The organism is Sulfurihydrogenibium sp. YO3AOP1 (genome assembly GCF_000020325.1).
GTDB lineage: Bacteria > Aquificota > Aquificia > Aquificales > Hydrogenothermaceae > Sulfurihydrogenibium.
The window spans coordinates 26,930-40,862 of the sequence record NC_010730.1 but is presented as its reverse complement, the minus strand read 5'-3'; the positions used below and the strand labels follow the sequence as shown (position 1 = coordinate 40,862).

The following is a 13,933-nucleotide window of genomic DNA, read 5'->3' as shown; positions in this document are numbered from 1 at the left end:
TAAGTATTTATCCTTACAATCTCTTTCAAAACCATTTTTTTGTTGTAAGTAGGAAATTAGAGAATATTAAAAACCGAGATATTTTTAAAAACTATGCTTATTAATAGGTCTTTAATAATGAGTAGTTGTTAGATAGTGTATAATAGTTAAAGGAAAGCAATAAAATGTATATAGAAAAAATAAACTTATGATCCTTTATTATTGGACAAAGCATTTATTGTAAAAAAAGAGATCCTTCACTCTGTTCAAGATGACAAAGAAATAACAGGTTATGTTTGAAAAGTGAAATACAAAGCGATGTGTGATCCGTTATGTGTAAAAAATTTTAAAATAATTTTCACCTCTCGCTTCTTACCTTCTCATTACCAAGCTCTATTGATTAATCTCAAAAATACGAGAATCATCTTCTAATGGCTCAATCTTTATTTTTATAACTTTACAATCATCGCATCTTATCTCGATTTTTGGCCATTCAATAACGATTAAACCATTGCCAATTAAATCAGAAATATCAATATCATTAACTCTATACATATCAATGTGATAGATATCAAAATTTGGACTTTCGTATTGATTCATGACTGTAAAGGTTGGAGAGGTTATATGCTCATCAACTCCAAGATTTTTTAGTAAATACTTTGTAAAAGTAGTTTTGCCAGCTCCAAGGTCTCCTTCAAGGAGTATTATCTCATTTCCTTTTAGATTTTTGGCAATCTCTTTTGTTAGCTTATCTAATTCTTCTAAATTCTTTACTATGATTCTTTCCATTAAAAACCTTAAAAAATGTTTATAGAATAAGTTATAATTATTTTAACATTTCAAATCGGGAGGCTTTTTATTATGTTTTATGGCTCTGTTGTTGCTTTAATTACTCCATTTAAAGATGGTACGCTTGATAGACAAGGATTAAAAAGATTAATAGAATTTCATATAGAAAATGGAACAGATGCTATAGTTGTAGCAGGAACAACAGGAGAATCTCCTACTTTAACATACGAAGAACATGAATTACTAATAGAACTTGCGGTTGGGTATTCAAACAAAAGAATTCCAATAATTGCCGGTACCGGTGCAAACTCAACTCATGAAGCCATTACTCTGACAAAGTTTGCAGAAAAAGTAGGGGCTGATGCTTCACTGCAAGTTGTCCCGTACTACAACAAACCAACACAAGAAGGTATATATCAACATTTCAAAGCAATTGCAGAAGAAACAAACATACCACTAATTTTATACAACATACCATCAAGAACCGGCGTCGATATGCTACCTGAAACATTTGCAAGATTGTATGGTGACTTTCCAAACGTTATTGGAATAAAAGAAGCAACAGGTAATGTAGCGAGAGTTTCAGAAACTATATCCTTGACAAATGAAGATGTTTTAATATTATCCGGAGATGATGCATTAACACTACCGATGATGGCAGTAGGTGCAAAAGGTGTTATATCTGTAGCTAACAACATAATTCCAAAAGAAATATCTCAGATGTGCAAGCTTGCATTGGAAGGAAAGTTTGAAGAGGCTAAAAAAATTCACAATCAGTATTGGGATTTATTTAAAGTTTTATTCATTGAGACAAACCCAATTCCTATAAAAACAGCTGCATATCTCATGGGCTTAATTGAAAGCTTAGAATTAAGACTTCCACTTTATACAATGTCTAAATCTAATGAAGAGAAATTAAAGGAAGTTCTCAGAAAACATTCGTTAATAAAGTGAGGATGTTATAAAATTCCTGCAAGTTATATAACGTATGTGTAAAGTATCTTTACCTTTGCTTTTCATCCTGAGGACTTTAGTCTGAAGGATCCACTCTTCTAAAGAAGGTGAGAAAGTGAGTAAGTGAGAGGTAAGAAAAACAGGAGATTCTTCGCTTTACTCATGATGACGAATAAGGTTATCTTCCTTTAATGTTTATCATTCAAACTTTTCCTGTCATCCTGAGGACTTTGTCCGAAGGATCTCCTCTTTTAAAAATTGAGGAAAAAGGAGATTCTTCGCTTACGCTCAGAATGACGATCAAAAGATTAATTAATTTTTAGAATTAGTTAAAATTTTAAAGCACTCTCAGAAATTTACCAAAAATTTTTTTCTAATATTGGGGTGAGAAATTGGGAATTTTTATAAAATTTAAATAAATAAAAAGTGAGTAGAGACGATTCGTGAATCGCCCGTATACATCGCCCGTCAGTTTGTTTATCATTCTGCAGCCAGCGAAAAATCTTAGATTTTTTTAAATCTCTCATCCCGCTGTATATAACCTATACATATATTTGTTATAATTTCTCATGAATTTCTAATTGCTGTCTAAAATTTCAATTGCTTCTTTAACAATTTGTAATAAAGCCTTATCATCTTTGAATTGTTTTAATTTTTCTCTCAACAAAGGATGCCAGAATTTTTTAAAGTGATCAACTATTGCTTTAATACTGTCTTCTTTTTCATAAAATTCAAAAAATAACCCAATTCTATTTGCCATATCAATGATTATATTTTCTCCCGATTCTTTTAATTCTGGCTCAGATTCTGAAATCGGTTTTTCAATAGGTTCAACATCAACAGCTGTAAATTTATACTCTGGACATAGTGTTGCCCAATCAAAATTATTTTTTGTTAGAACATTTGTTTTTGTCTCAGGAAAATGGAAAGTTGAAAACACCACTCCGGGACTAACCCTTTCCGTTATTTTTGCTTTTATTACTATAGAACCATTTTCACCTTTTAATCTAACATAATCTCCATCTTTTATATTTTTTGCTTTTGCGTCCATTGGATTTATTTCTAAAATATCTTCTTTGTAAAAATTGATATTAAAAGTTCTTCTTGTGTTAGTACCAACGTTATACTGAAATAGATTTCTTCCCGTTGTTAAAATCAATGGATAATTTGATGATATTTTTTCTTTTGAAGGAATGTATCCAGTAATAAAGAATTTTCCTTTTCCAATTAGAAAACCATCTTTATGCAATGTAGGAGTGCCGTACGGAGCATTTTCATTGCAAGGCCATTGAATACCTCCAAACTTTTCCAATTTTTCATATGTAATTCCGTTGTATGTTAGGGTTAGCTTCGATATTTCTTCCATGATCTCCTGAGAATTCTGATAGCTAATATCATATCCCATCACTCTTGCTATTTCACAAAAGACCTCCCACTCTTGTTTATCACACATAGGTTTAATGACTTTTTTAAGAAGTTGAACTCTTCTTTCAGCGTTTGTAAACGTCCCTTCTTTTTCTAAGAAAGAGCATCCAGGAATGAATACATGAGCATACTTTGCTGTCTCGTTCAAAAATAAATCATGGACAACCACTAACTCCATTGACTTTAATGCTTCAATAACATAGTTTGTATCTGTTAGCGATTGAACTAGGTCAAAACCATGAAGATAAATACCTTTAAATTTTCCATCTATTGCAAGCTGAAGCATATCTTGGATTCTTAACCCGGGTTCTGGGTCTATATCTACATTCCATGCCTCTTCAAATAATTTTCTTGTTGCCTGGTCTGAAACATGTCTGTATCCACTTAGGTCATGGGGAAATGACCCCATATCATTAGAACCTTGAACGTTGTTTTGACCTCTTAGAGGATTAACACCTGTTCCCTCTCTTCCAACGTTACCTGTAATCATAGCAAGGTTGGCTAAAGCATAAACTGCTGTTGTTCCCTGTGTATGTTCGGTTATTCCAAGACCATAGTATATTGACCCTTTTTCTGCTTTTGCGTACAATCTTGCAGCTTCTTTTATCTGACTTGCAAGTACTCCTGTTATTTTTTCTACATATTCTGGCGAATTTTCTTCTTTTAAAATAAATTCTTTCCATCTTTCATATGTTTCTAAATCACATCTTGATTTTATAAATTCTTCATCTTCTAAATTCTCAGATATGATTACATGAGCCATAGCATTTAAAAGCGGAACATTTGAACCCGGTCTCAACTGAAGATGGATGTCAGCTTTAACGTGAGGAGAGTCTGAAATCTCTATTTTTCTTGGGTCTATTACAATTAGTTTAGCCCCATCTCTAACTCTTCTTTTTACTAAGGAACCAAAAACAGGATGACCTTCTGTAATATTTGCTCCAATTATCATTATTACATCAGATTTTAAAACTGAATTAAACTCATTTGTCCCGGCAGATGTACCAAATGCTGTTTTTAAGCCATATCCTGTTGGTGCGTGGCATACCCTGGCACAGTTATCAACATTATTATTTCTAAAAGCAGTTCTTACAAGTTTCTGCAATAAATATGTTTCTTCGTTTGTACACCTTGAAGAAGTAACTGCCCCAATAGAATATCTACCATATTTTTCCTGAATTGACTTAAATTTGTTAGCAACAAAGTTTATTACCTCTTCCCATGTGCATTCTCTCCAAGGTTCATTAATGCCTTTACGGATCATTGGCTTTGTTATCCTGCCTTTTGAATATATATAATACCAAGCAAATCTTCCTTTTATGCATGCATGGCCTTGATTGGCCTTACCCTTTTTGTCTGGAATCATTCTGATTACGTTATTTCCACTGACTTCGGCATAAAATGAACATCCAACGCCACAGTATGGACACACAGTTTTAACAAATCTATTCCCTCTACCATGTTCAACTACTTTTTTCTCTACAAGAGCTCCTGTAGGACAGTTAATTACACACGCTCCACAGGAAACGCATTCAGAATTTATAAAAAGCCCATCAATTCCGGGTTTTATCTTAGAGTTAAATCCTCTTCCTTCAACTGCTAAAGCATATGTTCCTTGAATTTCATTGCATGCCTCCACACATCTATAACACATAATACATTTTGATGGGTCAAAAACAAAGTATGGATTGCTATTGTCCACTGGTAAATCACAATGATTTAATCCTTTTTTATATTTAAATTCTCTAACACCAACCAAGCTTAAGGCCCTTTGAAGTTCACACGAGCCATTTGCCGGACATATTCCACATCTTAAAGCATGGTCTGAAATATATAGTTCTAATATTCCTCTTCTTAATTTTTGTATCTTTTCCGAATTCGTTTTAACTTTCATTCCTTCTTCAACGGGGGTTGTACATGCTGTCGGATATCCTTTTTTACCTTCAATCTCTACAATGCATAGTCTACATGAACCAACTGGTTTAAGTGTGTCTGTGGAGCATAATTTTGGAATATCTATACCAGCCATTTTTGCAGCTCTTAAAACAGATGTTTTTTCTGGAACTGATACTTCTTTGCCATCTATTTCAACTGTAATCAATTTTTCACTATTGCTTGGTGGAGTTCCAAAATCATCAAAAATTCTACAAATCATGTCAAACTCCTAAAAACTAAATTTTTCAAGGTCTTCTTTAAACAATCCAAACTCTTCTGGGAAATGTTTAAACAAACTTAATATTGGCTTTGGTGCCATTCCACCCAAACCACATAAAGATGTATTTATCATTACCTCTGATAAATCTACAAACATGCTTATTAACCTTTCATCTCTTCCTTGATTTAACAATTTATCTAAAATTTCTAAACCTCTGATAGAACCTATTCTGCAAGGAGCACACTTTCCACAAGATTCTATAAAACAAAATTCCATTGCAAATCTCGCTAAATATTTCAAATCAGCTTCTTCATCAAAAACTACAATACTTCCATGACCAATCGTACCTCCAATTTTAGATAGTGATTCATAATCTATTGAAATATCAAACATACTTTCCGGAATATAAATACCAAATGGACCACCAATCAATGCAGCTTTAACTTTTTTTCCTGTTTTTGTTCCACCACCAAAACCATAAACAATATCTTTAATAGAAATACCAAAAGGAACTTCTACTAATCCGGGATGTTTAACATTCCCCGAAAGCTGAATAGCGATTGTTCCTCTTGATTTTCCTACACCATAGTTAAAATATTTATCTCCACCTTCTCTGATTATCCAAGGAACTGTTGCCAATGTATTTACATTATTTATAAGCGTTGGCTTGTTCCATAGACCATTGATTGCAGGATAAGGAGGTTTTGGTCTGACAACGCCTCTTTTTCCTTCCAAGCTTTCTAAAAGTGCAGTTTCTTCTCCACAAACATAAGAACCTGCACCAACATATACTTCTAAATCAAAGTCTTTCCCTGAGCCAAGGATATTTTTACCAAGATACCTGTTTTTGTATGCCAAATCTATTGCCTTTGTTAAAACTTCTTTAGCCAAAGGATACTCTGAACGTAGGTAAATATAACCTTCATCTGCTCCTACCGCCAAACCTGCGATAACCATCCCCTCTATTAGTAAAAATGGGTCTGACTCCATTATCATCCTGTCAGAAAAAGTCCCAGAATCTCCCTCGTCAGCATTGCATACTACATATTTTTTATCAGAGCCTGTTTTAAAAACGGTTTCCCATTTTATTCCAGTTGGAAATCCAGCTCCTCCTCTACCTCTTAAACCAGATTTTTTTATCTCTTCAATGATTTCTTCTGATTTCATAGAAATTGCTTTTTTTAAACCTAAAAAACCACCGTTTGACTGGTAATCTTTTATGGATAAAGGGTCTACCAAACCAACCCTTTCAAAAGTAATCCTTGTTTGATTTTTAAAAAAATCTAAATCTTCAACCAATCCAACATATTTTTCATGATTTTGACTTCCAAAATAAAATTTGCTTTCAAATAAACTTTCAACATCATCAATAGAAATATTCCTATAACCGACTCTTCCTTTTTCTGTTTCAACTTCAACCAAAGGCTCAAGCCAATATGCACCTCTCGAGCCATTTCTTATAACTTCTATATCTAAATTTCTCTTTTTAGCCTGATTTACAATTTCTTCAGCTACTTCGTCAGAACCAACAGAGACTGAAGAAAAATCTTTTGGAACATAAACTTTAAATATCTTGTTCATTTTTATCTCCAGAAAGATTTTTTAATAATTCTTCTAATTTTTTTAAAGAAACTCTTCCATAAAGCTTGTTATTTATCATTACAGAAGGACCACATCCACAGTTGCCAAAGCAGAATACCTCTTCAAGGGTAAACTTCCCGTCCTCCGTTGTCTCTTTGAAGTTTATGTTAAGCTTTGATTTGAGATATTTTTGTATTTCCAACCCGCCGTTTGCAATACAAGACTCAGACCTGCAAACTTTTATTATATTTTTTCCCGGTTTTTTAGTTTTAAAATCAGAATAAAATGTTATTACTCCCCAAATTTCAGCTTTTGATAAATTTAACCTTTTAGCTAAAATTTCTACAAATTCAATGGGTATATATCCATAGTGATTCTGGATGGAATGTAATAATGGTATGAAACCGTTCTTTTTATTTTTAAGATTTTCAAATTCTTTATCTATATCAAACATAATATAGCCCTCTTTTTTTAACAGATTATTGTATTAAGTTAATTCATGATTAAAATCATTTCAAGATTTTGTTAATAATTTGTACAGACCCATCCCATAAATCCACAAATGATATAATAATTTCAATTACTAAAGTCAGGAGTCATCAATGGAAGAAAAAATTTTAAAAGCCCATGGATTAAACGTTGAGGAATATAAAAGAATTGTAGAGCTGATAGGTAGAGAGCCAAATGAAATAGAGCTTGGAATTTTTGGAGCTTTATGGAGTGAGCATTGTTCATACAAATCTTCAAAACCATTTTTAAAAGTATTTCCAACTAAAGCTGACTGGGTTATTCAAGGACCTGGTGAAAACGCTGGAGTTGTTGAAATAGATGATAAATATGCAGTTGCTTTTAAGATAGAGTCTCATAACCACCCATCATATATTGAGCCATTTCATGGGGCAGCAACAGGTGTTGGTGGAATTATCAGAGATATTTTGTCAATGGGTGCAAGACCAATAGCTTTAATGGATAGTTTGAGATTTGGAGATATAAGAAAAGATGGCACAAGAAAAGGAATAAAAGATGCTAAGCCTATTGTTAAAAGAGTTGTTGAAGGAATTGGATTTTATGGCAACTGTATAGGGGTTCCTACGGTTGGTGGTGAGGCTGTATTTGATGAAGTTTATGCAGGAAATCCGCTTGTAAATGCTTTCTGTCTTGGAGTGTTAGAAAAAGACAAAATGTTTAGAGCAAGAGCTACAAAAGTAGGTCAAAAAATGGTAATGGTAGGGTCTTCTACTGGAAGGGATGGCATTCATGGTGCAACGATGGCATCGGCAGAATTTAGCGAAGAAAGTGAATCAAAAAGACCAAACGTTCAAATCGGAGACCCGTTCTTTGGAAAAAGATTAATTGAATGTACATTAGAAGTTATGGAAAAAGGATTGATAGAAGGATGTCAAGACTTTGGAGCTGCAGGGTTTGCAGGTTCAACTTCAGAATTTGGAGCAAAATCTGGAATGGGCGTCAAAGTATATCTTGAAAATGTTCCACTTAGAGAAGAAGGAATGACACCTTACGAGATATTACTATCAGAATCTCAAGAAAGAATGCTTTATGCAGTAAATGATGAAAATGTAGAAGAAGTTATAAAAATAGCCAAAAAACATGGACTTGAAGCAGCAGTGATTGGAGAAACAACAGATACAAAAAGAATGGAAGTATTCTACAAAGGAGAAAAAGTTGCAGACCTTCCAATCTCAGCTATTGTAGATGATGCACCCGTGTACAACAGACCAAGAAAAGAGCCTGAGTATCTAAAACAAGTCAAATCATTTAGCCAAAACAACCTTCCTGAGGTAGATTTAGCGGAAGCTATAAAAAAAGTTTTATCATCTCCAACAGTTGCTAAAAAATCATGGGTATACTCTCAATACGACCATGAAGTAGGAACAAATACAGTCTTTAAACCCGGTCATGATAGTGCAGTTTTAAGATTAAAATGGGTTGTTAGACCAGAAGTAAAAACAGAGAAAGGTATAGCAATATCTTCTGATGGAAATGGCAGAATCGTCTACTTAGACCCATACGAAGGCGGAAAAAGAGTTGTAGCCGAGGCGGTTAGAAATGTTTATATAACAGGAGCAAAACCACTTGCAATAACAGATTGTTTAAACTGGGGAAATCCAGAAAATCCAGAAATCATGTGGCAGTTTGAACAAGCTACAAAAGGAATGGCTGACGCATGTAAAGAGCTAAATACACCAGTTATAAGCGGAAACGTATCTTTATACAACGAAACAGTATTATCAGACGAGAGAATAAACATATATCCAACACCAATAGTGGTTGCAGTAGGAGTATTAGATAAAGTAGAAGAAGCGATACCGTCATTCTATCAATCAGTAGGAGACTTGATAGCAATCGTTGGAGAAACAGAAAAAGGGCCAAACATAGCAGGAAGTGAGTATTTAAAAGAAATCTTTAATACAGTAGCGGGAGATATAGGGCAAATTAGCTTTAAAACAGAAAAAAAGTTAATGGAATTTATCCATAAAAATAAAGACAAAATCAAATCAGCTCATGATGTTAGCGATGGTGGACTAATCACAGCTTTATTAGAGCCAGCATTTAGAGAAGGTCAAAAACTTGGTTTAGAGCTAAATATAGAAACAAAATACAGACCGGATTTTGAACTTTTTGACGAGCTTAGGTCTATCGTAGTTATATCATTAAAAGAAGATGATTTAAAAATATTAGAAAAAGAGGCTAAAAAATTAGGATTGGGCTTTAAGATTGTCGGTAAAGTTTTAGAAAGAGATAAAATTTTATTAAAAGTTAACGATAAAATCATACTTGAAGAGCCTTTAAGCAATTTGAAAAATTTATATGAAAATGGACTTAGTAAATTAATGGGTTAGTTTGATGAAAAAACTACCAATAGGCATTCAAACTTTTGAAAAGATTATAAATGAAAACTGCTACTATGTAGATAAAACACCTTTCATTAAGAAATTAGAACAAGGTGGATATTATTTTCTTAGCAGACCAAGAAGATTTGGGAAATCTCTATTTTTAGATACAGTCAAAGAAGCATTCTCGGGAAATAAAGAGTTATTTGAAGGCTTGTACATCTATGATAAGTGGGATTGGAATAAAAAGCATCCGGTTATAAAAATTGATTTTACAGAAGGAAATGTTAAGACACAGGAAGATTTAAAAATCAAACTAACAGAAATGTTTATTAGTCTACAGAGAGAGTTTGACGTTGAGATTACTTTTCAGACATTTAGCGGTAAACTCAGTGAGCTTATTTATGCTCTGTATAAGAAATATAACCAGCAAGTGGTAGTTTTAGTAGATGAGTATGACAAGCCAATCTTAGATGCAATAGAAAACATAGGGTATGCAAAAGAAAATAGAGAAATATTAAAAGACCTTTATTCAGCACTGAAAAAATCAGACCCATACATCAAGCTTGCATTCTTAACAGGAGTATCAAGATTTTCTAAAGTATCTATTTTCAGTGGATTAAACCAGTTAAACGATATTACATTAGACCCAAACTTTGCTACTATCTGCGGATATACACAAACAGATTTAGAAACAGTATTTGCAGATAGGATAGTAGATTTTGATAAAGAAGAAGTAAGAAAATGGTATAACGGCTACAGCTGGCTTGGAGAGAAGGTTTACAATCCTTTTGATATTTTACTGCTTTTTGATAAGAAAATATTTAGACCTTATTGGTTTGAATCAGGAACACCTACATTTTTAATCAAACTTTTTAAACAGTACAATTATTATTTACCAGAATTAGAAAACTTAGAAGTAGGCGAAGAGCTTTTATCCAATCTTGATATTGATGATTTATATGTAGAAAATGTTTTATTTCAAGCAGGATATCTGACTATAAAAGATGTAAAAAGAAGACTATACAGAGAAGTTTATACACTCTCATATCCAAACTATGAAGTAAAAGTAAGTTTAAATAATTTCTTTTTGCTACATTTTGTTCCTGACCGTAGTTTAAAAGATAAAACAGAAAATGAGTTAGAAAAAGCTTTAAGAGACAACCAAATAGATAAACTAAAAGACATCTTATACAGATTCTTTGCAAGCATACCATATGATTGGTATAGAAAGAATGATTTAGAAAACTACGAAGGCTTTTATGCATCAATCGTCTATGCTCTATTTAGTGGAGCAGGATTTGAAATAATCGCAGAGGATACCACAAACAAAGGCAAAATAGATTTAACAGTTATATACAATAACAAAGTGTATATCATAGAGTTCAAAGTAGTAGAAGACAAGCCAGAAAAGACAGCTTTAAAACAGATTGAAGAGAAAAGATATTATGAAAAGTATTTAGGTAAGTTTGAAGAAGTTTATTTAATTGGAATTGAGTTTAGTAAAAAGGATAGAAACATAGTGGATTTTGATTATAAAAAAATACAGGAGGCAGATTGATGTTTGATTTAGTAATTAAAAATGCTTGGGTATTAACAATGGATGAAAACTTTACAGAATATAAAAATGGATACATTGCCATAAAAGATGGAAAAATTGCAGAAGTAGGAGAAAACAAAGAGAATTTAAAAAGTAGAGAAGTAATTGATGCTAATGGAAATATTGTACTACCCGGATTTATAAACACACATACCCATGCAGCAATGACTCTGCTTAGAGGATATGGAAGCGATAATCCTTTAAAAGTGTGGCTTGAACAGTATATTTGGCCAGTTGAAGGAAAGTTTGTTAGTTATGAGTTTGTAAAAGATGGTACAGATATAGCATGTTATGAGATGTTAAGAAATGGTATCACATGTTTTGTTGATATGTATTTTTACGAAAATGCAGTTGCTGATGCTGTAAAATCCGCACATATGAGAGCTGTATTGACCACCGGAATTCTTGACTTTCCTACCCCCGGAGCAAAAACACCAGACGAAGGAATCCAAAAAACCATAGATTTTATAAGAGAATATAAAAATGATGAGTTTATATATCCAGCAATAGGACCACATGCACCTTACACGTGCAGCCCTTCAACGCTACAAAAATCCATGCAGGTTGCAGTAGATTATGACGTTGTATATCACATACACGTTGCAGAAACTTTACATGAAGTTGAAGATATTAAAAACAGATATGGAGATACACCTGTAAAACATCTAAACAATATCGGGGTTTTAAATGATAGAGTTTTAGCAGCTCATATGGTTCATCCGACAGATGAAGAAATTGAACTATTGGCAGAAAAAAATGTAAAGATTGCCCACTGCCCAGAGAGTAATTTAAAATTAGCATCAGGAATTGCACCTGTTCCAAAAATGTTAGAAAAAGGAGTTATTGTTTCTTTTGGAACTGATGGAACAGCTTCAAACGATGACCTTGATATTATTGGTGAGCTTTCTACTGCTGCAAAATTACACAAAGGATATAACTTAAATCCAACAGTTTTACCTGCAAAGCAAGTTTTAGCAATGGCAACAAGAGATGCAGCAAAAGCAGTTAGATTAGACAAAAAAATAGGAAGTATAGAAGTTGGTAAGTATGCAGATTTAGTAATAATTGATATAAATCAACCACACTTACAGCCACTTTTTGACCCATACATACAGATAGTCTATTCATCAAGAGGCAGTGATGTTGATACTGTATTAATAAATGGAAAAGTTGTAGTTAAAAACAAGGAAGTTTTAACTGTTGAAAAAGAAAGAGTGCTATCAATAGCTAAAAAGTGGAAGGAAAAAATTTTAAGTTAAATATTAAGAAGCTGTTTTAAATTTTCTACTTGACAGGTTAAAAATTTTTTTGTATATTTATGTTAGTTTTTTAATTTTTTATCTGTACCTTGGCAATTGAATAGGTTAGCCCGCACAAGCTTATTTTACGTGAGAACGTGAAACGTGAGACGTGAAAAGTTAGAGATAAGTTAATCAATATCTTAGTAATTTTTGTTTGATTGAGTGATGGCTTGGTGAGATGATTTAACAGTCAGTAGAGCTAAGGTATTGATAATGTGATTTTATTTTTTGATGTTTGATTTAAGCTTGTGTAGTAATGGTTTGAAAGGGATTTTTTGAAAAGAAGTTGTAAGTATTTGTTGAATTAAACTTTTTGATTTTGAATTTTTTAATTTTTAAGTTTTTGAGAATTTATAATTTTTTATTTTATAATTTTTTCAGATCGGGAAGTTAAGGAGTGATATTTTCCGCCCCTTTCTGAGTTTGGGGTTTTTGGAAATCGGCTTGTGATGGGAAGTTGGAGGATAAAATATAATAATATATTTTCTGTATATCGAGGTTTGTGGAAAAAAACTTCAACTTGCCGATTTCTTAAAAATTTGGTATAATGTTTTACACATTGGCAATTGAATAAGGTTTTCGCGATATGATTGTTGAGTTAAGATTTAACGGGTTACATCTGAACCGTGTGGGTTATAAAGTAAAAATGTAATCATAATAAAAACCATAAAAAATTAAGTTACATCTGAACCGTGTGGGTTATAAAGTTTTATTTTAAATTATTTTACCATATAAATTTTATTGTTACATCTGAACCGTGTGGGTTATAAAGCATCATAAGCATTAGCAACTGTTAGTCTATTATTAGGTTACATCTGAACCGTGTGGGTTATAAAGCATCATAAGCATTAGCAACTGTTAGTCTATTATTAGGTTACATCTGAACCGTGTGGGTTATAAAGCATCATAAGCATTAGCAACTGTTAGTCTATTATTAGGTTACATCTGAACCGTGTGGGTTATAAAGTAAATCTACAAAATCTCTTTTATCTTTTGAAAGCAAGTTACATCTGAACCGTGTGGGTTATAAAGTTTTCTTATTCAATTTTTTACATTATAAATTTTATATGTTACATCTGAACCGTGTGGGTTATAAAGTAATGCAATCATAAAACAATCATAAAAAGCCATAAGTTACATCTGAACCGTGTGGGTTATAAAGCCGATTATATCCGATGCTTGGACTTTAGTCGGGTCAGTTACATCTGAACCGTGTGGGTTATAAAGGTAGGAATAGTAGTATGAACTGGTGCAGTTCCAACAAGTTACATCTGAACCGTGTGGGTTATAAAGTTGC

General features: G+C 32.7%; 8 protein-coding genes and 1 CRISPR repeat array (1 of these 9 only partly in view). Of the genes, 4 read left to right on the top strand and 4 right to left on the bottom strand.

Annotation, left to right across the window (positions count from 1 at the left end):
- Window positions 1-372: 372 nt before the first annotated feature.
- A complete protein-coding gene (tsaE, locus tag SYO3AOP1_RS00165) occupies window positions 373-768 on the bottom strand; it encodes a tRNA (adenosine(37)-N6)-threonylcarbamoyltransferase complex ATPase subunit type 1 TsaE (protein WP_012458776.1) in 396 nt (131 codons plus the stop codon).
- A gap of 72 nt (window positions 769-840) precedes the next feature.
- Between tsaE and dapA the strand changes: the two genes are divergently transcribed.
- The gene (dapA, locus tag SYO3AOP1_RS00160; RefSeq protein WP_012458775.1) at window positions 841-1,722 is read left to right on the top strand and encodes a 4-hydroxy-tetrahydrodipicolinate synthase; all 882 of its coding nucleotides are present in this window, start codon (window positions 841-843) and stop codon (window positions 1,720-1,722) included.
- A gap of 577 nt (window positions 1,723-2,299) precedes the next feature.
- Here dapA and fdhF read toward each other — a convergent pair.
- Genes fdhF through SYO3AOP1_RS00145 form a run of 3 tightly spaced genes read right to left on the bottom strand, consistent with a single transcriptional unit; the run spans window position 2,300 to window position 7,337 of the window.
- Entirely contained in the window at window positions 2,300-5,302 is a 3,003-nt protein-coding gene (fdhF, locus tag SYO3AOP1_RS00155; RefSeq protein WP_012458774.1) for a formate dehydrogenase subunit alpha, read from the bottom strand.
- 9 nt (window positions 5,303-5,311) lie between these two features.
- Complete coding sequence (locus SYO3AOP1_RS00150; RefSeq protein ID WP_012458773.1) at window positions 5,312-6,883, bottom strand: formate dehydrogenase beta subunit; 1,572 nt, start codon at window positions 6,881-6,883, stop codon at window positions 5,312-5,314.
- On the bottom strand, window positions 6,867-7,337 hold the full coding sequence (locus SYO3AOP1_RS00145; RefSeq protein ID WP_012458772.1) for an NAD(P)H-dependent oxidoreductase subunit E: 471 nt from the start codon (window positions 7,335-7,337) through the stop codon (window positions 6,867-6,869). Before SYO3AOP1_RS00145 ends, SYO3AOP1_RS00150 begins: the two co-directional genes overlap by 17 nt.
- A gap of 148 nt (window positions 7,338-7,485) precedes the next feature.
- On the opposite strand from SYO3AOP1_RS00145, the gene purL reads away from it, so the two are divergent.
- From purL to SYO3AOP1_RS00130, 3 genes are read left to right on the top strand one after another with little or no spacing between them, the layout of a single operon-like run.
- A complete protein-coding gene (gene purL, locus SYO3AOP1_RS00140) occupies window positions 7,486-9,744 on the top strand; it encodes a phosphoribosylformylglycinamidine synthase subunit PurL (RefSeq protein WP_012458771.1) in 2,259 nt (752 codons plus the stop codon).
- A gap of 4 nt (window positions 9,745-9,748) precedes the next feature.
- Window positions 9,749-11,296: an ATP-binding protein gene (locus SYO3AOP1_RS00135; RefSeq protein ID WP_012458770.1), complete on the top strand. Its 1,548-nt coding sequence runs from the start codon at window positions 9,749-9,751 to the stop codon at window positions 11,294-11,296.
- A complete protein-coding gene (locus tag SYO3AOP1_RS00130; RefSeq protein ID WP_012458769.1) occupies window positions 11,296-12,594 on the top strand; it encodes an amidohydrolase in 1,299 nt (432 codons plus the stop codon). Before SYO3AOP1_RS00135 ends, SYO3AOP1_RS00130 begins: the two co-directional genes overlap by 1 nt.
- Window positions 12,595-13,248: 654 nt before the next feature.
- A CRISPR array of direct repeats spans window positions 13,249-13,933; the repeat unit is 29 nt; unit sequence GTTACATCTGAACCGTGTGGGTTATAAAG; it runs 649 nt beyond the window's last position.